Below are 23,693 nucleotides of genomic sequence, written 5' to 3'. Positions count from 1 at the left end.
GACATGAATCAAGAACCCTTAAAAATCGGAATTACCTGTTACCCGTCATTGGGCGGGTCCGGCGTGGTGGCGACAGAGCTGGGAAAACTTCTGGCTGAGCAAGGACACCAGGTTCATTTTATTGCACACAGCATTCCATTCCGTTTAGGATCTTTTCATAAAAATATTTTCTATCACGAAGTTGAAGTGAACGACTACTATGTATTTCGATATCCGCCATATGATTTGTCATTAGCATCTAAGATGGCTCAGGTGGCGAAGATGCAGCAGCTTGACGTACTCCATGTCCATTATGCAGTTCCGCATGCAGTATGTGCTCTGCTGGCGAAACAGATGGTTGGAGACCAGCTCAAAGTAGTGACTACGCTCCACGGAACGGATATTACGGTGCTGGCGCAGGATGAATCGCTCAAGGACTTGATCCGTCTCGGCATTAATCAGAGCGATGCGGTAACAGCAGTATCCCAGGACTTGATTCGAGAGACGCGGGAGCTGCTGGATATCAGCCGTGATATTGACTTGACATACAACTTCGTGGACCCGCGGGTATATTATCACCGGGATTCGAAATCGCTGCGACAAGATTATGCGAGTCCGAACGAAAAAATTATGATGCATATTTCCAATTTCCGTCCAGTTAAACGAGTCAATGACGTTGTGGATATATTCGCCCGGGTTCAGCAGCATATTCCATCCAAATTGCTGTTAGTCGGAGAAGGACCCGATTTGCCTAAGATCCAGTGCCGGATCAATGAGCTGGGTCTTGAGGACAAGGTGCGCTTTCTTGGCAAGCAGGATGAAATTGCCCATGTTATATCGATGGCAGATGTGCTCCTGCTTCCATCAGAGAAGGAAAGCTTTGGCCTTGTTGCACTAGAAGCGATGGCCTGCGGAGTGCCTACGGTCGGTTCTACTGCTGGAGGTATTCCGGAATTGGTTACTCATGGAGAAACCGGATTCCTGGCGCCTATCGGAGATACGGAAACAATGGCACAGCATGTGCTGGAGATATTGAAGGATGAAGCGCTGAGTGAGCGGCTGCGGAAGGCATGCCTGCAGCGTTCCATGACGATGTTCTGCAATGAACTGATACGTGGAAAGTACGAAGAAATATATTACCGAGTATTGGGACGGGATGCGACCAAGCTAAGGCCGGCCTGCGGCTAGCTTCACCCTCTCCGAGTTTTTCGGATAAAGGAACGGGAAACGAATGGCAGATATGTTTAATTCAATACAATGGTGCAATGCGGACGGCCCCATGGCCGAGCAGAGCGCAGAAGTGATCCGTACGCTGCTTCAGCATGGTCATGAAGCGTATTGGGTCGGAGGCTGTGTGCGGGATGAATACATGGGACGCAGAGTCAGTGACATGGATATTACCACCTCTGCCTTGCCGGAAGTCACCTGTTCCATCTTCCCTAAAGTGATCCCCACAGGTATCAAGCATGGGACCGTGACAGTCTTGATGGGAGAACAGGCCTTTGAAGTGACGACGTATCGCGTGGAGAGCGGTTATGAGGATCATCGGCACCCGACAGAGGTCTCTTTTGTCAGAGAGGTGAAGGAAGACCTGAGACGCCGCGATTTTACGATGAATGCGATGGCCCGAGGGATTGATGGCACATGGGTTGATCCATTTGATGGTCGAGCGGACATTGATAAGGGGCTGATCCGGTGTGTAGGCGATGCACGTCTTCGATTTCGCGAAGACGCGCTTCGTATGGTTCGTTGTATTCGGTTTGCCTCTGTGTTCGGCTTCTCCATTGCGCCGCATACTTGGAGGGGAATCCTCTCGGAAAGAGATACCATAGGCTGGATTGCGCTCGAACGCATCCGCAGTGAATTTGAAAAAATTATTGCGGGTCCCTCCCCATTAAGAGGATTAGAGATGTTTGTTCGCAGCGGATTGCATGCTCGCATGAAGGTACCTTTTCCGTATACAGGGCATGATAAGGATACGATAGCAGCCATCGATAAAATCGAACCGGAACAATCCTGGATCCGTTGGTCATTACTGTTTCTTGCCTGCGGTATTACAGCACAGGAAGCCGAAAGGCTGCTGCGATCATGGACATTCTCCAATCGACAGCGGGAAGCTATCGTAAAGCTTCTGAAGCTGCATGAATCTTATATGCATTTGCCTGGTGATCGAGAGGCACATAGCAAAATAGAGTGGATCAGGTTAGTGCTTGCTCTGGGAGCCGAGGCAGCCCAAAGTTGGCTGCATATGCAGAAGGTTTTGAAGGAAACAGGTGCGGGTTCGATTTCATGGGACAGAATTCAGCAGCTTGAGCACTGGCAGCGCGAGCTCCAGATCCGAAGCTTGAAGGATTTGGCCATTACCGGGAGCGAACTGCTTGAGGCGCTGGACAAGCCTCGTGGGCCATGGCTTGGGGAGCTTCTTGGGCAGCTGCTGGAGAAAACGGCGGCAGGAAATATAAACAACGACAAGGAATCGTTGATTGACGAAGCAAAGCGGGTGGTAATTCATAATGAAGGAATCTGATCAAGACAATACACTTCTCCATATGTTTCAGGAAAATCCGGGCCGGTTTTTGTCAGGCGAGGAGATCAGTCGCAAATTATCCATTAGCCGGACAGCTGTATGGAAGCAGATAAATAAGCTGCGCAATCTGGGGTATGAGTTCGAAGCCATTCCGCGTATGGGGTACCGCATGATGGATGAACCTGATGCACTGAGCATGGATACGCTGACAGCGGGAATGACCAGTGAATACTTCGGCAAACCGTTAATTCTGTTGGATAAGACCAATTCCACACAAGAAGATGCCCGGCAGTTGGCGGAGGAGGGGGCATCAGAGGGCACGCTCGTCATATCCGAAGAGCAAACGGGCGGGCGCGGCAGAATGGGCAAGAAATTCTATTCCCCGCGAGGTAAAGGCATATGGATGAGTCTGGTGCTTAGACCGAAACAGCCACTGCATCTCACGCAACAGCTTACCTTAATGACAGGCGTTGCTGTCTGTCGAGCGATTGCTAAATGCACTGGCGTGCAAACGGATATCAAATGGCCTAACGATATTTTGTTTCAAGGCAAAAAAGTTTGCGGTATTCTATTGGAATCTGCCACCGAGGATGAGCGGGTGCGGTACTGCATTGCTGGTATTGGAATTAGTGCCAATCTGAAGGAATCTGATTTTCCGGAGGATCTTCGTAACGTGGCGACTTCCATTCGTATGGCTGGTGGAGCTGCTGTCAATCGGACAGAATTGATCCATTCCATCATGGCAGAGATGGAAGGGCTGTATCAATTGTATAACGAGCAGGGTTTTAAGCCGATTGCCTCCCTTTGGGAAGCTTTGTCGGGATCCGTCGGTCGCGATGTTCATGTACAAACGGCCGGGGAACGTTTTAGCGGGATGGCTACAGGACTTAACAAGGATGGCGCGTTGTTGGTACGCAATCAGGCTGGTGAGCTGATTCCCGTCTATTCCGGAGATATCTTTTTTGATACCCGGTAAATGAATCTTGGTGATTTCGAGAAAATAATTTGTTATACTAAGACCAGAGGCGGTATCGCTGCGAGCGAACTGCACTCTGTAGAAAGCCGCTATCTTGAATAGCGTTTAAGTAATAGAACACCTTCATAACTGTTATGCCGGTTACGTTGGATTCTGCTCTGAGCCGAAAGGACCGAGACAGAAGGGACGATCGCGAGTGACTCTTTTTTGCCTTTCGGACTTTTTAGCGAGTATGTGCTAAAAGGTTTTTTTATTGTGTCTAACTCATCTACACAAAGGAGGCTGTGTCACTATGGCAGGCAAACAAACACTGAACATTGTGAAATTGAAGAACATGAAGAAGAAGGGTGTACCGATCACCATGCTGACCGCGTACGATTATCCCTCGGCCAAGCTGGCAGAGGAAGCGGATATTGATATGATATTGGTGGGCGATTCTCTCGGGAATGTTGTGCTTGGTTACAACTCTACGATTCCGGTAACGCTGGATGACATGGTGTATCATACCCGTGCCGTCGCTCGCGGTGCGGAGGATACGTTCATCGTAGCAGATATGCCGTTTATGACCTATCACGGGAATATTGATGAAAGCCTTCGCGGCGTGCGGAGATTGATGCAGGAAGGTCATGCGCATGCAGTGAAAATGGAAGGCGGAGCGGAAATTGCTGATACGGTGAAACGAATTGTGCAATCCGGCGTGCCGGTGCTGGGTCATATTGGACTGACGCCTCAATCGGTCAATCAGATCGGGGGCTATCGCATACAAGGCAAGGATGCACAAGATGCAGAGCGGCTCATGAATGATGCTAAGGCATTGGAGGCTGCGGGGGCATTTGCCATCGTCCTGGAGCTGGTTACGGAAGAAGCTGCGGCGGATATATCCAAAGCGCTGAGCATACCGACGATTGGCATTGGGGCCGGCCGTTATTGTGACGGTCAGGTGCTGGTATACCATGACTTATTGAAATACGCATCACCATACCGTGATAAACGCTTCGTGAAAACATACGCAGACGTAGGTTCCATCATTCGAGACGGGATTGCGCAGTATGTGAAGGAAGTGAAGGAGCGTTCGTTCCCGGCTGAGGAGCATGTATTCAAAGCCGAGAAAGCAGAGATCAGCGAAACGACTTTATACGGCGGCAAAAAGGAAAAGGTGGGCACGTCTTCATGAAAGTAATTCGCACCATTGCGGAATTAAAATCAGAACTCAAGGATCGCCGGAATTCCGGCAAGGGTCCCGTAGGTCTTGTGCCTACGATGGGATATTTGCATGAAGGACACGCCAGTCTTATGCACAGAGCGCGTGAGATTTCAGGCACAGTCGTTATCAGTATCTTCGTAAATCCGATTCAATTCGGACCAGGTGAGGACTATGAGACATATCCTCGAGATGAAGCACGCGATCTGGCGCTGGCCGATTCTGAAGGCGTGGATGTGGTGTTTATCCCCACCGTTCAAGAAATGTATCCGCAGCCGATCAAAACTAAAATTTCCGTATCGGAAATAACATCTTTATTGTGCGGGGCATCCCGTCCCGGGCACTTTGACGGCGTCACAACAGTCGTTAGTAAACTGTTCAATATCGTAAAACCGGATTATGCCTTCTTCGGCATGAAGGATGCCCAGCAAGTGGCCGTTATTGAACAAATGGTACAGGATTTGAATATGGGCGTAACCATCGTACCATGTCCGATTATCCGAGAGTCCGATGGACTGGCTCTGAGCTCGCGTAATGTGTATTTGAAGCCAGAAGAGCGGGCAGAGGCTCTTGTGCTGTCGGGTTCCTTGCGGACGGCTCAGGAGGCGATCCAGCAGGGACAAGCGGCAACAGCAGGCGAGATCCGGGCCCATCTTCGGGAATATATATCCCGGTCCCCGCTTGCTGATATTGATTATGCGGAAGTGCTCACTTTCCCGGAACTTGCTCCCGTGGAAGATTCTTATCGTATTGTAGATGAAGACCGAACCGTGATCATGGCGCTGGCCGTACGTTTTGGCCGCACCCGTCTCATCGACAATGCGTTAATTCAACCGAAGGTAGGGGAATCCCATGTTTAGAACGATGATGAAATCCAAAATACACCGTGCTACTGTGACGGAAGCGAATCTGAACTATGTGGGCAGCATTACCATTGATGAAGATTTGATGGAAGCGGCCGACCTTCTGGAAAATGAAAAAGTTCAGATTGTGAACAATAACAATGGTGCCCGTCTGGAAACCTATGTAATCAAAGGCGAGCGCGGCAGTGGTGTGATTTGCTTGAATGGGGCGGCTGCAAGGCTCGTTCAGCCAGGTGACAATGTCATTATTATTTCTTATGCCATGATGTCCAAAGAGGAATACGACAATCATACTCCAACTGTTGTCATCGTTGACGAATTGAATAAGCCGGTGACAACGGAGTATCGTGAGGTTCACGCCGCAATTCTCTAAGAGGTGGTTCAATAAGCTTCCTTCTCGGTGCTGAAAACCTGACTTTTTTAAACAGGAATTCAAGGAACCAAAATGTGTCGGGACTTCGTAGGGATGAAAAGACTGTCTTCTACAGAAAATGAGTTCAGGTCGACGCACTGATCTCATTTTTAAGCTAGGGGTGGGATGCAGCTATGTTTCAACATGTATTCGCTGAAATGAACAACATGTTAGATGAAATTGTGAAGCATTACCCTGCTGCTAAAGGTCCCCAAAAACAGGCGCTGGTACAAAACTGGAATATGCTCAAAAGCATGAGTGAGGGCATACTCGAGGAATGGCTTCATTTCGAAGAAAAAATGGCCATTTTTCGTGAGAGTGCTGTGTCGCCGCCGGTTTTTCCACCGACCGAAGCGCCTGAACTGCAGCTAGATGCGTTTGTTCGCGGTCAAGGTTATTACAAGTTGCTGATGTTTCAGCCAGCGATACAGCAGTTTGAGGCTGCTGCCTTGATTTTCCCTGACAGTCTTTTGATCAAGTTGTACATTGCTATGTCCTATATGTATTTGGGTCAAACCTCACAAGCCTCCGATGTCCTTGTATCCATATTGCCTTTAGCTGACGACAGGAAGCTGAGGGCGATTATCCACAACGCGCTGGGATGCATCGAGGTGCTGAATGGACAACAACGAAAGGCCGAGGAGCATTTTGTACTGGCGATGCAAAGCGACCCGACGCTTCCTGACCCCATGATCAACATGGAGGTCTGCAAGCAGAACTGTGGTGAACTCCAGTACGGAAGCCAATTGATTTCACTGCTATAGTTATCAAGCCAAACATGAAGCGATGCCAGAGCTCATTCTTGAGACTCGGGTATCGCTTTTTTGGCATGCGAACAGGAGATAACCTATCGGCGAATTTGTACCCGGAATGTTCAAATGCCGCAACTTCTGGTATGCTGGTAATTAGTCTGGAGGAAAGGGATTTTATCGAAATGAAATTTGCCGTATTGGATTTTGAAACCACGGGCAACCAGTCTGCAGATGAGATTATTCAGGTGGGACTGGCCATCATCGAAGAGGATCGAAGCATATCCCGCGTATACGGCTCCTATGTCAATCCCGGGATTCCGATCCCTCCTTTTATTACCGGTTTGACCGGCATTTCCGATCAAGATGTGGCGGATGCTCCGTCTCTTGAGGAGATGATGATGGAACTTGTGCCAATGCTCGACGATGTTGTATTAGTTGGGCATAATGTAGCTTTTGACTTCAACTTTCTGCAAAATGCACTCGATCGCTGCGGTTATTTACCGTTTAGCGGCCGCATTTTAGATACGATGCACTTTTTGAAAATATGCTTTCCGTCTTTGCCATCTTATCAGCTTGGGATGGTGTCTTCCCATTTTAGCCTGGAGCATGACCGTCCGCACCAAGCGGACAGCGATGCACTTGCTACGGCTTACGCCCTGCTGAAATGCCTGGAGGAGATTGATGAGCTTCCTCTGCTCACCATTCAGCGGTTAAGTGATCTTTTTGCTGATGAGGACAGCGATTTGGCCTGGTTCTTTGACGGGGTTCGTTCCGATCGGGAGCTGCAGGGCATTCAAGATGATAACGGCCATACTTACTACCGTCAGTTTGCGCTGGCTGTTGACGATTGGAATGATATTGCACCTGTGCGTGACGAATCAGAGCCTAATCCTTTGGCGGATGTAAGCTTCGAGCAATACATGGATGATGTGCGCGCGGGTCTGAAGGCGACTCTGCCTCATTATGAGAGCAGGGATGCACAGGATCTAATGTTCCGGGAAGTCATGCAGGCGCTGGATGACAATAAACATTTATTGATCGAAGCTGGCACAGGGACTGGTAAATCACTTGGATATTTGCTGCCCTCGATTTATCAAAGCGTGAAGCAGGAACAGAAGGTGATGGTAAGCACGCATACGATCAACCTTCAAGAACAGCTGCGTGACCGCGATATTCCGCTGCTCACCCAGGTTGTTCCTTTTCCTTTTAAAGCTGCAATCTTCAAGGGAAGAGGACATTATTTGTGTTTGAGAAAATTTGAACATAAAATAAATAGAAGAGATTTTCATTCTCCGAAGGAAGATGTGATCATCGCCGCTCAGATGCTGGTCTGGTTAACCCAGACGGAAATTGGTGATGATGAGGAGCTGAATCTTGGCGGCCGCGGAGGCGATTTCTGGGAGACCATTTCCAGCGATTCCGATTCGTGTCTGGGACGTGCCTGTCCGTGGTTCCGCAAATGCTACTATCACAGAGCCAAGCATGAAGCAGGCATCGCGGATGTCGTCATTACGAATCATTCGAAGCTGTTCACCGATGTCAAAGCGAATCATCAGCTGCTTCCGAGCTACGAACGGCTTGTCATTGACGAAGCGCATCATCTTGAAGATGTCGCCGGCAAGCATCTTGGCTTGCAAATGAAATATTTCACGGTCGTCCATACCTTGACTCGAATGTACAAGGACAGCCGCAGTGGTCAGCTCCCGGCTCTTCGCCAGCTGCTGCAAGCATCTGCGCACGAGAAGGCCGTTGAATGGTCCTCCGTGATCGATCGGATCTATCCGGATTTGATCACCGTAAAAGAGAATTGGGATCGTCTCAGCGACCAATTGTTTGGACTGCTGCCGGAGCGCGGTGATGCATCGCCGGGAGATGCCGGGCAATTCTCGCTTCGCTTGTCGCCAGCCAAAAAACCGAAGAGCTGGGACGAACTGGCCGAGCTCGAGCACCAGATTCACATCACGCTGGGCGATGTTGTTCGCAAGGGGGACAAGCTGATAGCCGAGATGAAGGAAGATCTGGATGATTACAGTGCGGACAGCCTGCTTACCGACCTCTCGGGTCTATTTAAGGATCTGGCCGCGCACCGTGAAGAGCTCCGGTCCTTTATGGCATTGAATGATGAAGGCACGGTATACTGGATGGAGGCTAATGGCAATTTCCGCAGTAAATCGCTGCAGCTTTATGCAGTACCCATCGATGTAAGCACCCACTTAAAGGAATTGTTTTTCGACAAAAAACAAAGTGTGATTTTAACATCGGCGACCTTGTCGGTGGACAAGTCATTTCAATTCATGATTGAGAACCTGGGCCTTCAGGAAGCGGCCGATACAGGCAATCTGAATACTGTCCAGCTGCCTTCCCCGTTTAATTACAGGGAGCAGGCGCTTCTTGTTGTGCCTCGCGACTTTCCGAGCGTGAAGGGCTCGGTTGGCGATGCCCTCTTCGTGAATACGCTTGTACAATCGCTTGCGGACACGGCGAACGCCACGCATGGGCGTATGCTTGTTCTGTTCACCTCGTACCGCATGCTGAGGCAGGTGCATGAACCTTTGAAGGAAGCCCTGGCCGCTAGTGACATCACCGTATTGGGACAAGGGATGGATGGTACCAGTCGGACCAAGCTGATTCGGAGGTTCCAGGAGAGCAGTGCATCCGTTCTGCTGGGGACAAGCTCCTTCTGGGAAGGGGTAGACATTCCGGGGGAAGCTCTGACTTGTCTGGCGATCGTCCGGCTGCCGTTTCAGCCGCCAAATCATCCCTTGGTTGAAGCGAAGAGCGAGCTGCTTCAGCAGCAGAAGAAGAATCCTTTCATGAAACTTTCGGTTCCGCAGGCCGTCATTCGATTCAAACAAGGATTTGGCCGTCTGGTACGGACAGCACATGACAAAGGAATCGTGATTGTGTATGACACCAGAGTGATTGAATCCTACTACGGGAAATATTTCTTGTATTCCTTGCCCGGTCCGAAGATGGAGCATATGCCGACCGAGGCGATTGTGCCGCGAGTAACGGAATGGCTGCAGGAAAGTGTAAATGAAGAAGAGTAAGTAAAACAATGGATATAAAACGAAAAAGGAAATGGTTATTAACCTATTATTAGGGGGAGCATGCATGAAATCGGAAAAAATTTCGGAGGCCGTGGTCCGCAGATTACCTGTATACTTGCGCTATTTGAATGAACTTCAGAAAAGAGAGGTCTCAACGGTTTCCTCCCAGGAACTGGGACAGAAGCTGGACCTCAATCCCGCGCAAATACGTAAGGACCTGGCGTATTTCGGTGATTTTGGACGAAAGGGGATCGGTTATGATGTATCGTATCTAATCGAGAAAATTCGCCAGATTCTTAAATTGGATCAGCAGATCAATGTTGCATTGATCGGGGCCGGTAATCTTGGTCATGCATTGTCGAACTACAATGCATTTCTGAAGGATAATATGAAGATTGTGGCCATTTTCGATTCGTATTCTCCCAAAGTTGGTATGAATATTAACAATTTAGTCGTTCAGCCGATGGAGGAACTTGAGAAGACCGTTCGTGAGCACAGTATTCGTATCGGCATTATTACCGTACCCGATTTTGAAGCACAAAATGTAGCAAATCAGCTGATTGCTGCTGGAATTGAGGCGATTCTAAACTTTGCGCCAACCATTCTGAAGGCTCCTTCCCATATCCGTATTCATACGGCTGATTTTACGACGGATCTGCAAAGTTTGGCCTATTATTTGGATAATGGTAAGGAGGATGCAGCCCATGACGACAACGAAGTGGATGGTTAAGAACGGAACATTTGCTGTACTGGAGGAAGGAAGACCCGTTCTACGAGGTTATATGGTCGTTGAGAACGATCGGATCACGTATCTGGGCGAAGACGAGCCTACTGTGGAAGAAGGAACCGAGATCATCGATGGTACACATCTGTTCTTCCTGCCTGGATTGGTGAACACACATGGACACGCAGCCATGTCACTTCTTCGCGGCTATGGCGACGATCTGGCTCTGCAAGTATGGCTGCAGGAGAAAATGTGGCCTATGGAAGCTAAATTTACATCTGACGATGTATATTGGGGCACCTCTCTTTCCGTTCTGGAGATGATTAAGGGTGGAACCACTACATTCGTTGATATGTACGATCATATGGATCAGGTTGCCAAGGTTGTGGAGGATTCAGGGATGCGCGGTGTTCTAACACGTGGCGTTATCGGACTATGCCCTCCAGAAGTGCAGCAGCAGAAACTGGATGAGGCCGTAGCTTTTGCTAAAGACTGGCACGGACAGGCTGACGGCAGAATCACGACGATGATCTCGCCGCATGCCCCGTATACATGCCCGCCTGATCTCATTGAGAAATTTGTTCAGGCATCGCATGATTTGAATCTGCCGATTCATACGCATATGTCCGAAACCAAAGCTGAAGTGGCTCAGAATGTGGATGACTATGGGCTTCGTCCCGTAGCCCATCTAGAGAAGCTGGGGATGTTCTCCCGGCCAACGCTGCTTGCCCATGCCGTTCATCTGACCGACGAGGAAATTGAGATTCTGGCTAAGCATGGTGTAGCGGTATCACATAATCCGGGCAGCAACTTAAAGCTAGCAAGCGGCATCGCTAGGGTGCCTGAGTTATTGAAAGCTGGCGTAACAGTGTCACTGGGTACGGATGGACCCGCTAGTAATAATAATCTGGATATGTTTGAAGAGATGCGCCTGGCTGCCCTGATCCATAAGGGAGTCAGTGGGGATCCGACAGCCATCCCGGCTTCGGAAGCTCTTCGGATGGGAACTGTGTATGGAGCTCAATCGGTATTCCTGAACGATATCGGTCATCTTGCCGTAGGGATGAAAGCAGATATCATTGCTCTGGACACCGACCAAGCACATTTCCTTCCGCGAACGGATTATATTTCACATGCTATTTATTCCGCCAGCGCGAAGGATGTGGAGCATGTCTGGATTGATGGGAAGCAGGTAGTAAAGCATGGTGCCAGCCTTACCCTTGACGAAGAGCGGATCCGCCGGGAAACACAGATGGCATTTGAGCGTCTTACAACCCTCTAGGGAATATTCAAGGGGAGCGAGGAAGACGGATTGAAGAAAAAGACGAAGTGGATATTATGGAGCATAACTGGATTACTGTTGCTGCTGCTTATCATACAGCTCTATTATTCTTATGTTATGAAAGATACATGGAATGAAGAATCAATGGCCATCCAAGCCGCCAAACAGTACGGGGAGCTGGTTTCGTCTGAGAAAACCTATAAATCGGTATGGGGCGAAAACAATAATTACTGGGTGGTCACGGGGAAGGACGCAGATCATCAAGATCGAATGGTATGGGTGAAATTCACCGACGATAACGTGCCTGTCGAAGCTGATGATGCGGTTCACTCCATACTGCTAAAGACAGGCTTGTCAGAAGCTCAGATGCTGGCTCAAATTCATCAGGAAATGCCGGATGCGGTCATTAAGCGATTGCTGCCCGGAATGTATGAAGGAGAGTATGCATGGCAGCTGCAGTATGAAAATCATGACCAGCGGGGCTATCGATTCTATCGTTTTCAAGATGGAAATGCCATCGGAGATGATATTATTCTGCCCAATTAATGCGCAAACAGATAGAAAAGAGGCGTCCCTGAAAGCATAGAGGGATGCCTTTTTTGATTCGATCATAATGTAAGCGCATTCAGAAAATATTGGAAAAAATGTTCTAAATATTTTCACAGTGATGCATGAAAAAGTATATAAGATATGATATACTCGTACATGTATCAAAAGAGTAGATAAATAGACAAGTGTTTTGATATATCATTGTTATAGGAAATTTGGTTGTGATTTTATTGTTTTATCGATAGATAAAAATTTAATATATTGAAGGAGGAACTTCATGAAAGTACGCATCGTTCCTATCGTGCTGACTGTCGTGATTTCAGCATCGGTTCTCTTTGGTGGTTGGTTTCTGTATCGGCAAATGGCCCTGCAGAATCCGCTTGCATCGGTTGTGTCCCAATATGATGGCGTGAAGAATTCTCAAATAGATATTAAACAGGATACCGTCACTTTGAAACTTGATTTGGAACCAAATACGAATTTACAAGGACTGATCCAGCATATCAAGCATGAAGGTAAATCCGTAATCGGAAGTCGAGAATTGAAAGTCCAGGTTGAAGATCATTCATCAGAAGCCTTGGATCAGTGGTGGGATCAAGCCATGCTGTCCGTAGCTGAAGCCATGGACAATAAGCAATATACTCAGATTCAAACTTCGCTGGAGCAGCTGGCTGGTAAGTCCTCGAATTTGAAAGCAAAAGCAACAATTGATGAAAACAATGTTTATGTCAGCTTGTCCGATGGCAAGTCAGGTAAGTTTATAATCTTACCGCGTCAACCTGGTAAAATGGAGGGGTGGATTCATGCCTAAGCTGGCTAAAGAAATATTAATAGGTTTTATTCCGGTGTTGTTGGTATTTCTAGTATTTATTGGTGTGAATATCGTACCTCTATTGATCGCGGGAGGACTGGTCGGTGCCCTGTTATTTATTGCAAAAATGAAAGGCGGAATCGCTGTAGGCGCTGGGAATGAGCGCAAACGGAAGAAGAGCGGACCGGCTAAGCTGACGTTCGAAGAAATAGGCGGACAGGATAATGCCAAGCAAGAGCTGCGTGAAGCTCTGGATTTTCTAATTCGTCATGAAGACATCAAGAAATTCGGCATTCGTCCATTAAAAGGGATTCTTCTCACCGGGCCTCCAGGGACAGGGAAGACCTTGATGGCAAAAGCGGCAGCTCACTATACAGATTCAGTTTTTGTGGCTGCTTCAGGTAGTGAATTTGTTGAAATGTATGTAGGTGTTGGTGCAGGGCGTATCCGTGACTTGTTTAAAGATGCACGGAACCGTGCAGTTAAGGAAAACAAGCAAAATGCGATTGTGTTTATCGATGAGATTGATGTCATTGGCGGCAAGCGCGAAGGCGGTCAGCAGCGGGAATATGACCAGACGCTGAATCAGCTGCTGACGGAGATGGATGGTATCTATTCGCAGGAAACACCGCGTATTCTCGTTATCGCTGCAACGAACCGCAAAGAAATGCTGGATAGTGCGTTGCTGCGTCCAGGTCGATTCGACCGGCATATTCAGGTGGATTTACCGGATAAGAAGGGCCGTGCGCATATCTTGAACCTTCATGCAGGCAATAAACCGCTGCACGAAGATGTGGATTTGGAGAAAATTGCCGAAGAGGCTTACGGCTTCTCTGGTGCTCAGCTTGAGAGTGTTATGAATGAGGCAGCCATCTACACGATGCGTGAGAATGAACAATTAATCCATCAGCGGCATTTATCAATGGCAATTGATAAAGTCATGATGGGCGAACGATCTGATCGCGAATCGAATCTGGAAGAGAAAAAGCGGGTTGCCATTCATGAATTGGGACATGCTATTATGGCAGAGCTTGTTCGTCCCGGCAGCGTGAAACAAGTGGCACTCAGTCCGCGTGGTAAAGCGCTGGGTTATGTCCGTCATAACCCGCAGCAGGAGCAATATTTGTATACCAAGACATTCCTGGAAGAGCAAATCATGATTGCACTTGGCGGTGCCGCTGCTGAAGAAATGTATTATGGTGGCCGAAGCACAGGTTCCAGCAATGACTTTGAGCAATCGCTCAATATCGTGGAGACGATGATGAAGTCTGGTTTAACGGCCCTCGGCATCGTGAATATGAATATGGTAACAACTGAAGAGTTAATGAAAGAGAATAATAAAATATTGGAAGAGTTAATGAACCGTACTAAGCATCTCTTGGAACAACAACGGCTAATATTCGACAATTCTCTGGATATCCTTTTAAAGGAAGAAATTCTATCGGGAGAACAATTTAGATGTCAATTTCGTGAAAACAAGCTTTTACCAGCATAAATTGTTATGCTGGTTATTTTTTTTTACTTTTTTGCCGTGCTAAGATATCATTAGAGGTTGTGCTCCAAAAATGTCTTTTCGACAATTTTTTTCGACAAATGGGGTACAATAGAGTATAGAGATAAGGAAAGGGTGGAGTAGAAACCATGTACTTCAAAAAAATCGGCGTTGTAGGCGGCGGGACCATGGGGCAGGGCATAGCGGAGATGCTAGCTGCCAAAGGTCTGGACGTGCTGCTCGTAGAGAAAACTCCAGAGAAATTGGACTATTCGTACCGTATGATTGAAGCCAGTCTGGATAAGCAACTAGAGAAGTGGGGAATTACTCAAGCAGAGAAGAAATTAATACTGTCCCGGATTCAAAAAGTTACTCATTTTGCCGAACTCAGCTCCTGCGATATGGTGATTGAGACCATTATAGAGGATTTGGAAGCAAAGAAAGAAGTATTTGCACAGTTAGATCAGGTATGTCCGAGTCATATCATATTAGCAAGCAACACATCCACGCTTAGTTTGACGGAGCTCGCCAGCTCTACCAAATATCCTGAGCGTGTTATTGGCATGCACTTTATTCACCCAGTTTCCAAAGTAGATTTGGTTGAAATTATTCGTGGATTGAAAACATCAGACCAAACTTTTACCGAAACCAAACGCTTTGTCGAAGAAGTAGCGGATAAAAAAGGCATCATGGTATATGAATCTCCAGGCTTTGTCACAACGCGCATGATTACGCTGATGATCAATGAAGCTATGCATTTGCTTCAAGAAGGCGTGGCATCAGCCGAGGATATCGATGATGCGATGAGAATTGGATACAAATTCCAACATGGACCACTTGAGATGGCGGATCGCTTCGGCTTAGATTCTATCCTGGCAGCCTTGGAGCGTATGTTCCGGGAATATGGCGAACTGAAATACCGTCCATCGATTGTATTGAAGAAAAGAGTTCGCGCTGGACAATTGGGCGTCAAAACGGGAGAAGGCTTTTTCAAGTACGACAAGGATGGTGACCGGGTATGAATATTCTCGTAATCAATGCAGGCAGTTCTTCATTGAAATATCAATTATATAATATGAAAGATGAATCCGTTCTGGCAAAAGGCTTAGTCGAGCGGATCGGCATGGATTCCTCAATTCTGACACACAAGCCGACAGGTAAGCAGGATGTAACCGAAGTCAGCGAGATACTGGAGCACACCACCGCGATTCGTAAGGTGCTGGGCATGCTGACAAATGAGGAGCATGGTGTCATTCCGTCCATCGACAGTATCCAAGCTGTTGGACACCGCGTAGTGCACGGCGGCGAGTCATTTAAAGAGTCTGCGCTCGTGGACAGTGACGCCAAGGCAGAAATTCGTCGCTTGTTTGACTTGGCTCCTCTTCACAATCCTGCTTCCATGATGGGGATTAATGCTGCTGAATCGAATATGCCAGGGGTTCCACAGGTGGTCGTATTCGATACGGCATTCCATCAGACCATGCCTGAGAAAGCATATCTGTACGCAATACCTAGAGTGCTTTATAGTAAGTATAAAGTACGTCGTTATGGCGCACACGGTACGTCCCATGATTATGTAAGTAAGGCGGCAGCCGACTTTTTGGATCGGCCAATAGAGGATTTGAAGATCATCACTTGCCATATCGGCAACGGTGCTTCCTTGACAGCAGTCAAAGGCGGAAAGTCCGTGGACACATCGATGGGAATGACTCCGCTGGAAGGCCTGATGATGGGAACGCGTAGTGGTGATTTGGACCCTGCTATCGTGCCGTTTGTCATGAACAAGGAAGAGTTGACCGTTAATGAAGTGAACTCCATGCTGAACAAGCACAGCGGCTTGCTGGCGATATCCGGAATCAGCAGTGATATGCGCGAGATTACGGAAGGGATGGAGAAAGGGGAGCCTAATTCCACATTGGCTTTTGACATGTATGAATATCGTCTCCGTAAATACATCGGTGCCTATGCTGCGGCTATGAATGGCGTGGATGTTATTGTCTTTACTGCGGGTGTTGGCGAGAATTCGATCGTTCTTCGTCAAAGAGTGCTTGAGCAGCTCACCTATCTGGGGGTAGAATTGGATGAGGAGCTGAACAGCATACGTTCCGGCGAACCGCGCCGTATTTCAGCGGCCAATTCGAAAGTAGAGGTGCTTGTCATCCCTACCAATGAAGAATTGGTTATTGCCCGGGATACACATCGCATCGTACTAGCTTCTAACCGTTAATACAGTAGTGATATAAGGGAGAGATTTTAGCATGGCCACCAAAAGTGTGATTCGCAACGTCAGCCAGCATGTCGGTGAGACTGTCACGATCGGCGCCTGGATTAATAACAAGCGTTCCAGCGGGAAGATTCAATTCTTGCAGCTGCGCGATGGGTCTGGTTATATTCAGGGTGTTGTTGTGAAGAGTGAAGTACCCGAGCAAGTATGGGATGACGCGAAAAGCTTGACGCAAGAAAGCTCAATATATGTTACGGGCGTTATACGAGAAGAGCCGCGGAGTCAATCAGGCTATGAGATGACGGTTACCGGCATTGAAATTATACACCTTACGGAGAATTATCCAATTACGCCTAAAGAGCATGGTGTCGATTATTTGATGGACCATCGTCATCTATGGCTGCGCACGCAGAAACAGCGTGCGATTATGGTGATTCGTGCAGAGATCATCCGAGCCGTACAGGAATACTTCGATACGAACGGGTTTACGCTTGTGGATCCACCGATCCTGACCCCTACTTCCGCAGAGGGTACAACGAATCTGTTCCATACGAAGTATTTCGACGAGGATGCCTATTTGACCCAAAGTGGACAGCTTTATATGGAAGCTGCTGCTATGGCACTTGGCAAAGTATACTCTTTCGGTCCAACATTCCGTGCGGAGAAATCCAAAACCCGTCGTCACCTCATCGAGTTCTGGATGATTGAGCCTGAGATGGCCTTCACGGACCATGAGGAGAGCCTGCAGGTACAAGAGCAGTTCATTAGTCATGTGGTGCAGACCGTGGTTAAAAACTGCCGTCAGGAGCTTGAGACGATCGGTCGCGACATATCGAAGCTTGAAGCGATTCAGGCACCATTCCCGCGGATTACTTATGATGAGGCCATTGATTTCCTGCATACCCAGGATTTCGATATTCCATGGGGGGAGGACTTCGGTGCACCGCATGAAACGGCTATTGCTGAGAAGTATGAAAAGCCGGTCTTTATTACTCATTATCCGGCAGGAATCAAGGCCTTCTACATGAAGCCTGATCCGAATCGTCCTGAAGTTGTCCTGTGTGCGGATATGATTGCTCCGGAAGGCTATGGCGAGATTATTGGCGGATCGCAGCGGATTGACGATCCGCAGCTGCTTGAAGAACGCTTCAAGGAGCATGATCTGTCGATGGAAACCTATCAATGGTACATGGATTTGCGTAAATACGGCACCGTGCCTCATTCCGGCTTCGGATTAGGTCTGGAGCGTACCGTTGCCTGGATCTGCGGTTTGGATCACGTCCGTGAAACCATTCCGTTCCCTCGTACGCTGTACCGGTTGTATCCGTAAGCCGTGAGAGGTGAGTCGATGAACCGCGGTCATGCCGGCAATGACGCACAAGGCTGGAGTGCCGGCGCCGCTGCCGGCATGAGCCAAGCCATGGCCGTCATTCCATATGCCTTGCTCCGGCATTACCGGTCGCTTGGTTTAAGCGATCGTGAAGCCATGCTGGTGATCCATCTCATAGGCTATCAACAGGTAGAGTTTAAAGCATTCCCTTCACTTGAAGAGCTAGCGGAAGTAACAGGTTCCCCCGCGGCGTTTGTTGCCACAAGCCTGCAACGCTTGATGAAGATCGGGCTGATCGGTATCGATGAGTATGTGGACGAGTCTCAAGGGGTTCACTATGAAAGGTACAACCTGAATGGTTTGTATGAGAAACTTGCTTTGCGGCTGGCTGAAGATGGCAAGGAGAACGGAACGACAGAAACGTCTTTTGCCTCCCCGCTATTGAACGCAAAGTTTGCATCCGCTAAGGGATCGGAAAAAGAAATGGATGTGTCCGATAAGGAAGAACGAAATTTATTTAGCATTTTCGAGAAAGAATTTGGGCGTCCGTTATCTCCCATGGAGCTGGAGACGATTTCCGGCTGGGTCGATGCGGATCGCTATCCGGACGAGTTGATCTTGTTGGCTTTGAAGGAAGCGGTATTTGCCGGTAAGCTGCATTTCCGCTACATTGATCGGATCCTGCTCGAGTGGAGCCGTAATCGCGTGCGTACAGCGCAGGATGCCAAAGCTTATACACAGAAATTCAGAAATATTGGAAGATAGAAGAGAAGAGGCTGTCCCAAACGTCATCAGCTGATGACTAAGGGAAGGCCTCTTTTTCATTTCGATCCATTGTGCATGCTGCGATCGATTATTTTTGACGAGGTATTTGATGGAAAGAAAATCATTAGATGGTGGTCTTCGATGAAAACTATTTATTGTTTTTCTTTTTTTCTAGAATCTCTCTATGCTTTTCTCCCCACTTTCCCATACTTGTGAGTATCGGAAGAAATTCACGTCCTTCTTTTGTTAAAGAGTATTCAACTTTAGGAGGTACTTCTTTATAGACTTCTCTATGAACTAATCCGTCTTCTTCCATTTCCCTTAATTGTCTAGTGAGAATTCCTTTTGAAACACCAGGTATAAGCTTTTGAAGTTCGTTAAATCGTCTTGTTTCTTTACTTAAGTGCCACATAATAACTAATTTCCATCTTCCTGCAATTAGTCGCTGTGTATACGAGACAGTGCATTTATTTTCGGGTAAGTTTGGATTTGTTATTTTATTTATACTCATGAAAAGTGCCTCCTCTATACAATAGTCCTCTTTTTGTGACTATGTTATAAAAATGTTACTACTTTTAAAAATGATCCCTCTAATATAATATATGGTTAGGCCTAAAGAAACCAGCTGGTATATCGAAATAGGGAGTTGAATTGTATGTCTTCATTAGTAATGAATGCCATTAGAGTACATCAATATGGAGATACTAATGTTCTGAAACATGAAAGTATTGAGCGCCCAGAACCAAAAGACAATGAGCTTCTTATTAAAGTCCGATATGCAACTGTAACTCCATTTGATTGGAAAATGCGTAAAGGGCTCCTGCATAGTGTATTTCCTAAAACTTTCCCATATATCCCTGGAGGTTCAATATCAGGTGTCGTTGAAAAAGTTGGAGGCGGCATAAAGAATTTCAAAGTTGGTCAAGCTGTATTCGGTACTACTTATAATGGTGGTTACACTGAATACACGATCTCCACTGAAGAAAATATATTGCACATGCCAAACGGATTGACGTTTGAAAGTGCTGCTACTATTTGTGCAGGTGCTGCTCCTGCATGGAAGGCGTTATTTAGTGAAGGAAATTTACAACCGAATCAAAAAGTGTTGATCCACGCTGCTGCTGGAGGAGTAGGACAATTTGCTGTGCAACTCGCTAAATGGCACGGCGCGAAAGTTGTTGGCACAGCTTCAACTAATAATATTGAATTTGTAAAATCTTTAGGTGCAGATGAAGTAATTGATTATAAAAAGACAGCCATTGAAGAAGTTGTAGATGAATTCGACTTAGTTATTGACGCTGTTGGTGGAAATACATTGGAGCAATCTTGGAAGGTTGTTAAAAAAGGTGGAACATTAGTTAGCCTTACACAACCTCTTTCTTCAGATAAAGCGGAAAAATTGGGTATACAAGTACATTTTAATACAGGTCAAGCAACAAAAGACAATTTAAAAACCATTGCTCAATTACTTGCTGACGGTAAAATTTCATCTGAAATTGAGAAGGTTTATCCATTACATGAAGTGAAACAAGCTCATGAACAAAGCGAAACTGGACATGCTAGAGGAAGAATATTGTTGGAAGTTAATTCGATTTAAACTTAGATAAATAAAAGGAGAAGATTAATATGAACTCAACAGAATTAAGAAATACAATTGCTGAAACATGCGAAATATTTGATAGTCAATATGCTAAACTGGTAAAACCAATTAATCAATTACTAATCGATGTAGGTGCTTCCATTAGTGAAGAAACAGCAAATAAAATCATCGAAAATTTAAAGTTATATCACAGCGGGGATAAATATATTACGGATTGTCACTTTGATGAAAGCGAAAATTTCTTGAAAGACGGAATTGAGCTTATTCAAAAAGGCGATCTAGCAAATGGAGCATTACAAATTTATGGTGCTGGTCTGAATTTTGCGAGCTATGCTATGAAAGTTTATGGTCAAAAAAATGTGAATCCGTATAAAAATTTCGAAGAAAATTTTGGATTAATCATGAACTCATTAAAAAAGTGAATTTGTTAGATTGTTTGGAAAGCCGCCCTTCTATGGGCGGCTTTTAATGTTATAATACATTTTGATCAATCCGTTTTCAAAATGAGAATAAATGCATAATTAAATCAAATTATTATCCAGTGCTATAGAAAACACTGCCGCTTGCGGATGACTATGAAGGAGCGTCGAGAGCCGGGATCAATTTTTGTTATTATAATCGCCAGGATACCCCACTAAGTGATCATCAGCGTCCTGCTTATATCATTAAGGATCTTTTGGAAGTAAAAGATTTCGTTTAGATTTAGAAATTTAGAATAGAGGGGTACGATTCAATGAAATACAACCATATTCTATTTGATTTGGATGGAACCTTGACGAATCCGCGTGAAGGCATCACAAAAGCCGTCCAATATGCACTCGATAAACATGGAATTAACGTAAGTGATCTCTCAGAGCTTGAATGCTTTATCGGTCCACCGCTCCAGGCGACCTTCGCTGAGAAATACCATTTCAATGAAAACAAAGCTTGGGAAGCCGTTCTGAGTTACCGTGAATATTTCAAGGAGACCGGCATGTATGAAAATGAAGAATATGAAGGCATTCGCAAGCTGTTGGAAACGTTGTTGATGCAAGGACGTCAATTGTATGTTGCAACCTCCAAACCTACCGTTTTTGCCGTAACGATCCTTGAGCATTTTGGGTTGTCTTCTTATTTTACCATGGTGTGTGGAAGCGAACTGGATGGCACCCGATCCGCCAAGAGTGATATCATTCAGCATGTGCTGGATACATGCCGTATTGACAAGTCCGATGCCGTGATGATCGGGGACCGGAAGCATGATCTGATAGGAGCTCAGAACTGTGGTGTGGACAGCATTGCTGCTGGATATGGTTTTGGCTCGGAGGAAGAACTGGCCGCATGCGAGCCAACCTATTATTTCAAGACGGTGGAGGAAATGCAGGGGGCGTTCACAGGCTTGACGGTATAAAATTCTTCGATACAGGAAAGCGCTTCGATTTTTTATGCAATATCGGGTATAATGGTCATAACCAGTCGGATTGTCATTATTTTGAAGGGAGGGGCATGATCATGATGGGAAGATTGACAATGAGCTCTATGCAAGGTCTATATGATGAACAACGGCGGTTGTTTGCATGGAGCGATAAGAAAGGTACCGCCTGATTACCTCGCATAGAGAGGCCGTTTATCTTGTGGACTTTGCATCCTTAAAACCTTAACTTACATTTTAAGGAGCAGAGCATACCATGAAATATATAAACGCGGATATCATACTTCCTGAGGAACTGCTCAAGGAAGTACAAAAATATGTACAGGGTGGAATGGTATACATACCTAAGCCTGAAGGCTTGCGCAAGAGATGGGGAGAAAACTCGGGCAGCCGGTTATATTTGAAGAACAGGAACCAGGAGATTCGGAGACTGTTCGGTAACGGTGCAACGATTGATCAGCTTTCCGCTCAATATTGTTTATCTTGCGATTCCATCAAGAAAATCGTGTATAGCAAGGACAAGTAAAGTAAAGTCACATTAGACTGGATTCTGATGTGGCTTTTTTCTTTGTGTATGTAAACATCATATTAAATCATTCGTTATATAGGATATCGAGCAACCTCACTACTATAATGGCTTTATGAACGATTATGGTTATAGCAGAGGTGGTTTGTATGAACGGTTATGGTCAGTTTGAGGATGGAGAAGGGCGGAATGCGCTGCTCGCAAGAGCAGAAACGATTGCGTTATCGGCATTGCAGGAATTTAATCTGAAGCAGGTCGCGCTTGAATTTATCGGTTATTCGGACACGATTACATATCAGGTAAAGACCGAGGATGGCCGCAAATATTTATTGCGGATTCATCCGGGGAGAATAAGTCGAACGGAATTAATGTCGGAGCTTCAATTTCTGGATGCTCTTCATGCTGCAGGTTTTGTGGTACCAACAGGTTTAACTGCTCCTGATGGATTAAGAGTGATCCCAATCGACTCTTTCGAGGGTTCCCCGGCACTTCATGTTACATTGATGAAATGGGTCAATGGGGAGCATACCAGTGAAAGCCTTACGGAAAGCCAAGCATTTCATGTTGGCGTTATGATAGCCAAGCTGCACGAGGCAGCTATAGCTTTCGAAAGACCAGCTGGTTTTACCAGACCAACATGGGGGCTGAACAGCTTTAGAGAGGCGATTGCCAAGTTGGGAACGTATGCCCATACGTTCTTGTCTGCGGCCTCATGGTTACAATATCAACGAGCAGCTGAACAAGTTCAATCTCAGCTTGAGCTTATGAACGCTCATGATGGTAACTTTGGACTTATACATTCCGACTTACATTTAGGGAATATCGTGTTTGAAGGAGACCATCCCCGGCCGATCGATTTTGGCAGATGCGGATTCGGATACTATCTGTATGATCTGGCAGCGGTTTTGTTATCTCTTGTTCCAAGACAGCGATATCAAGTCATTCAGGGATATGAAAGCATACGAGAACTGGACAAGGATTATATTCAGTCGATGGAGTGCTTCTTCATCATGATTATGATAGAGAATTATAGCCATCATGCTTCCAATCCGAGTGAGACGGATAGCCTCAAGCATGAGCAGATGTATGCTCTCGCCTACATCGATACATATTTAAATGGGGATTCGTTTCTGCTGAATGTGGTGAAACCACTGGAATTATCTTAACAACGTAATTTCCCGGTTGCCCCAACTATTAGAGAAAGGTATCATGGGATCAT

General features: G+C 46.5%; 23 protein-coding genes. 22 read left to right on the top strand and 1 reads right to left on the bottom strand.

The window, feature by feature from the left end; translation table 11 throughout:
- Positions 1-3 precede the first annotated feature (3 nt).
- From bshA to ABEQ74_RS18705, 17 genes are all read left to right on the top strand, one after another.
- A complete protein-coding gene (bshA, locus tag ABEQ74_RS18785) occupies positions 4-1,167 on the top strand; it encodes an N-acetyl-alpha-D-glucosaminyl L-malate synthase BshA (protein ID WP_430123660.1) in 1,164 nt (387 codons plus the stop codon).
- A 43-nt stretch (positions 1,168-1,210) separates the two neighbouring features.
- Entirely contained in the window at positions 1,211-2,506 is a 1,296-nt protein-coding gene (locus tag ABEQ74_RS18780) for a CCA tRNA nucleotidyltransferase (protein WP_430123659.1), read from the top strand.
- Positions 2,493-3,482: a biotin--[acetyl-CoA-carboxylase] ligase gene (locus ABEQ74_RS18775; protein ID WP_430123658.1), complete on the top strand. Its 990-nt coding sequence runs from the start codon at positions 2,493-2,495 to the stop codon at positions 3,480-3,482. The genes ABEQ74_RS18780 and ABEQ74_RS18775 overlap by 14 nt, the downstream gene beginning before the upstream one ends.
- Positions 3,483-3,774: 292 nt before the next feature.
- Complete coding sequence (panB, locus tag ABEQ74_RS18770) at positions 3,775-4,656, top strand: 3-methyl-2-oxobutanoate hydroxymethyltransferase (protein ID WP_430123657.1); 882 nt, start codon at positions 3,775-3,777, stop codon at positions 4,654-4,656.
- Positions 4,653-5,543: a pantoate--beta-alanine ligase gene (panC, locus tag ABEQ74_RS18765; protein ID WP_430123656.1), complete on the top strand. Its 891-nt coding sequence runs from the start codon at positions 4,653-4,655 to the stop codon at positions 5,541-5,543. Before panB ends, panC begins: the two co-directional genes overlap by 4 nt.
- Entirely contained in the window at positions 5,536-5,919 is a 384-nt protein-coding gene (gene panD, locus ABEQ74_RS18760) for an aspartate 1-decarboxylase (RefSeq protein WP_054401729.1), read from the top strand. Before panC ends, panD begins: the two co-directional genes overlap by 8 nt.
- Before the next feature lie 173 nt (positions 5,920-6,092).
- Complete coding sequence (locus ABEQ74_RS18755) at positions 6,093-6,722, top strand: hypothetical protein (RefSeq protein WP_430123655.1); 630 nt, start codon at positions 6,093-6,095, stop codon at positions 6,720-6,722.
- Positions 6,723-6,892: 170 nt separating this feature from the next.
- Complete coding sequence (gene dinG, locus ABEQ74_RS18750) at positions 6,893-9,760, top strand: ATP-dependent DNA helicase DinG (protein ID WP_430123654.1); 2,868 nt, start codon at positions 6,893-6,895, stop codon at positions 9,758-9,760.
- 64 nt (positions 9,761-9,824) lie between these two features.
- Complete coding sequence (locus ABEQ74_RS18745) at positions 9,825-10,490, top strand: redox-sensing transcriptional repressor Rex (protein ID WP_430123653.1); 666 nt, start codon at positions 9,825-9,827, stop codon at positions 10,488-10,490.
- Positions 10,465-11,766: an amidohydrolase gene (locus tag ABEQ74_RS18740; RefSeq protein ID WP_430123652.1), complete on the top strand. Its 1,302-nt coding sequence runs from the start codon at positions 10,465-10,467 to the stop codon at positions 11,764-11,766. The genes ABEQ74_RS18745 and ABEQ74_RS18740 overlap by 26 nt, the downstream gene beginning before the upstream one ends.
- A 30-nt stretch (positions 11,767-11,796) precedes the next feature.
- Positions 11,797-12,312, top strand: a complete 516-nt coding sequence (locus ABEQ74_RS18735; protein ID WP_430123651.1) for a DUF5590 domain-containing protein — start codon at positions 11,797-11,799, stop codon at positions 12,310-12,312.
- Between the two features lie 280 nt (positions 12,313-12,592).
- Positions 12,593-13,126 carry a hypothetical protein gene (locus ABEQ74_RS18730; RefSeq protein ID WP_430123650.1) on the top strand — a complete coding sequence of 178 codons (534 nt, stop codon included), beginning with the start codon at positions 12,593-12,595 and terminating at the stop codon, positions 13,124-13,126.
- Positions 13,119-14,621, top strand: a complete 1,503-nt coding sequence (locus ABEQ74_RS18725) for an AAA family ATPase (protein WP_430123649.1) — start codon at positions 13,119-13,121, stop codon at positions 14,619-14,621. Before ABEQ74_RS18730 ends, ABEQ74_RS18725 begins: the two co-directional genes overlap by 8 nt.
- A 146-nt stretch (positions 14,622-14,767) precedes the next feature.
- Positions 14,768-15,640, top strand: coding sequence for a 3-hydroxyacyl-CoA dehydrogenase family protein (locus ABEQ74_RS18720; protein WP_053488728.1), 873 nt, complete (start codon positions 14,768-14,770; stop codon positions 15,638-15,640).
- Positions 15,637-16,845 carry an acetate/propionate family kinase gene (locus ABEQ74_RS18715; RefSeq protein WP_430123647.1) on the top strand — a complete coding sequence of 403 codons (1,209 nt, stop codon included), beginning with the start codon at positions 15,637-15,639 and terminating at the stop codon, positions 16,843-16,845. The genes ABEQ74_RS18720 and ABEQ74_RS18715 overlap by 4 nt, the downstream gene beginning before the upstream one ends.
- Positions 16,846-16,876: 31 nt before the next feature.
- On the top strand, positions 16,877-18,172 hold the full coding sequence (asnS, locus tag ABEQ74_RS18710) for an asparagine--tRNA ligase (RefSeq protein ID WP_430123646.1): 1,296 nt from the start codon (positions 16,877-16,879) through the stop codon (positions 18,170-18,172).
- Positions 18,173-18,190: 18 nt separating this feature from the next.
- Positions 18,191-18,937, top strand: coding sequence for a DnaD domain protein (locus ABEQ74_RS18705; protein ID WP_430123645.1), 747 nt, complete (start codon positions 18,191-18,193; stop codon positions 18,935-18,937).
- 148 nt (positions 18,938-19,085) lie between these two features.
- Here ABEQ74_RS18705 and ABEQ74_RS18700 read toward each other — a convergent pair whose 3' ends face one another.
- Positions 19,086-19,448 (bottom strand): winged helix-turn-helix transcriptional regulator, encoded by a 363-nt coding sequence (locus ABEQ74_RS18700; protein WP_430123644.1) that lies wholly within the window; start codon positions 19,446-19,448, stop codon positions 19,086-19,088.
- A 144-nt stretch (positions 19,449-19,592) separates the two neighbouring features.
- Between ABEQ74_RS18700 and ABEQ74_RS18695 the strand changes: the two genes are divergently transcribed.
- The 5 genes from ABEQ74_RS18695 to ABEQ74_RS18675 all read left to right on the top strand — a co-directional run bounded on the left by ABEQ74_RS18695 (position 19,593) and on the right by ABEQ74_RS18675 (position 23,640).
- Positions 19,593-20,534, top strand: coding sequence for an NADP-dependent oxidoreductase (locus tag ABEQ74_RS18695; protein WP_430123643.1), 942 nt, complete (start codon positions 19,593-19,595; stop codon positions 20,532-20,534).
- 29 nt (positions 20,535-20,563) lie between these two features.
- Positions 20,564-20,959 (top strand): hypothetical protein, encoded by a 396-nt coding sequence (locus ABEQ74_RS18690; RefSeq protein ID WP_430123642.1) that lies wholly within the window; start codon positions 20,564-20,566, stop codon positions 20,957-20,959.
- A gap of 311 nt (positions 20,960-21,270) precedes the next feature.
- Complete coding sequence (locus ABEQ74_RS18685) at positions 21,271-21,927, top strand: HAD family hydrolase (protein WP_430123640.1); 657 nt, start codon at positions 21,271-21,273, stop codon at positions 21,925-21,927.
- Between the two features lie 277 nt (positions 21,928-22,204).
- A complete protein-coding gene (locus tag ABEQ74_RS18680) occupies positions 22,205-22,474 on the top strand; it encodes a CD3324 family protein (RefSeq protein WP_430123639.1) in 270 nt (89 codons plus the stop codon).
- A 149-nt stretch (positions 22,475-22,623) separates the two neighbouring features.
- The gene (locus tag ABEQ74_RS18675) at positions 22,624-23,640 is read left to right on the top strand and encodes a phosphotransferase enzyme family protein (protein ID WP_430123638.1); all 1,017 of its coding nucleotides are present in this window, start codon (positions 22,624-22,626) and stop codon (positions 23,638-23,640) included.
- The last annotated feature ends 53 nt before the right edge of the window (positions 23,641-23,693 follow it).

It is taken from the genome of Paenibacillus solani, assembly GCF_050475945.1.
Taxonomy (GTDB): Bacteria; Bacillota; Bacilli; order Paenibacillales; family Paenibacillaceae; genus Paenibacillus_AQ; species Paenibacillus_AQ solani_A.
The sequence above is the reverse complement of the archived record's forward strand: the minus strand, read 5'-3'. Positions and strand labels throughout refer to the sequence as shown.

Excerpts from the sequence above, each read along its gene's own strand:
- ABEQ74_RS18755 (WP_430123655.1), top strand. The coding sequence starts at position 6,093 with ATGTTTCAACATGTATTCGCTGAAATGAACAACATGTTAGATGAAATT.
- ABEQ74_RS18705 (WP_430123645.1), top strand. The coding sequence starts at position 18,191 with ATGAACCGCGGTCATGCCGGCAATGACGCACAAGGCTGGAGTGCCGGC.
- ABEQ74_RS18775 (WP_430123658.1), top strand. The coding sequence starts at position 2,493 with ATGAAGGAATCTGATCAAGACAATACACTTCTCCATATGTTTCAGGAA.
- asnS (WP_430123646.1), top strand. The coding sequence starts at position 16,877 with ATGGCCACCAAAAGTGTGATTCGCAACGTCAGCCAGCATGTCGGTGAG.
- ABEQ74_RS18730 (WP_430123650.1), top strand. The coding sequence starts at position 12,593 with ATGAAAGTACGCATCGTTCCTATCGTGCTGACTGTCGTGATTTCAGCA.
- ABEQ74_RS18685 (WP_430123640.1), top strand. The coding sequence starts at position 21,271 with ATGAAATACAACCATATTCTATTTGATTTGGATGGAACCTTGACGAAT.
- ABEQ74_RS18745 (WP_430123653.1), top strand. The coding sequence starts at position 9,825 with ATGAAATCGGAAAAAATTTCGGAGGCCGTGGTCCGCAGATTACCTGTA.
- ABEQ74_RS18715 (WP_430123647.1), top strand. The coding sequence starts at position 15,637 with ATGAATATTCTCGTAATCAATGCAGGCAGTTCTTCATTGAAATATCAA.
- ABEQ74_RS18725 (WP_430123649.1), top strand. The coding sequence starts at position 13,119 with ATGCCTAAGCTGGCTAAAGAAATATTAATAGGTTTTATTCCGGTGTTG.
- panB (WP_430123657.1), top strand. The coding sequence starts at position 3,775 with ATGGCAGGCAAACAAACACTGAACATTGTGAAATTGAAGAACATGAAG.
- panC (WP_430123656.1), top strand. The coding sequence starts at position 4,653 with ATGAAAGTAATTCGCACCATTGCGGAATTAAAATCAGAACTCAAGGAT.
- panD (WP_054401729.1), top strand. The coding sequence starts at position 5,536 with ATGTTTAGAACGATGATGAAATCCAAAATACACCGTGCTACTGTGACG.
- ABEQ74_RS18675 (WP_430123638.1), top strand. The coding sequence starts at position 22,624 with ATGAACGGTTATGGTCAGTTTGAGGATGGAGAAGGGCGGAATGCGCTG.
- ABEQ74_RS18740 (WP_430123652.1), top strand. The coding sequence starts at position 10,465 with ATGACGACAACGAAGTGGATGGTTAAGAACGGAACATTTGCTGTACTG.
- ABEQ74_RS18720 (WP_053488728.1), top strand. The coding sequence starts at position 14,768 with ATGTACTTCAAAAAAATCGGCGTTGTAGGCGGCGGGACCATGGGGCAG.
- dinG (WP_430123654.1), top strand. The coding sequence starts at position 6,893 with ATGAAATTTGCCGTATTGGATTTTGAAACCACGGGCAACCAGTCTGCA.
- bshA (WP_430123660.1), top strand. The coding sequence starts at position 4 with ATGAATCAAGAACCCTTAAAAATCGGAATTACCTGTTACCCGTCATTG.
- ABEQ74_RS18700 (WP_430123644.1), bottom strand. The coding sequence starts at position 19,448 with ATGAGTATAAATAAAATAACAAATCCAAACTTACCCGAAAATAAATGC.
- ABEQ74_RS18695 (WP_430123643.1), top strand. The coding sequence starts at position 19,593 with ATGTCTTCATTAGTAATGAATGCCATTAGAGTACATCAATATGGAGAT.
- ABEQ74_RS18680 (WP_430123639.1), top strand. The coding sequence starts at position 22,205 with ATGAAATATATAAACGCGGATATCATACTTCCTGAGGAACTGCTCAAG.
- ABEQ74_RS18780 (WP_430123659.1), top strand. The coding sequence starts at position 1,211 with ATGGCAGATATGTTTAATTCAATACAATGGTGCAATGCGGACGGCCCC.
- ABEQ74_RS18690 (WP_430123642.1), top strand. The coding sequence starts at position 20,564 with ATGAACTCAACAGAATTAAGAAATACAATTGCTGAAACATGCGAAATA.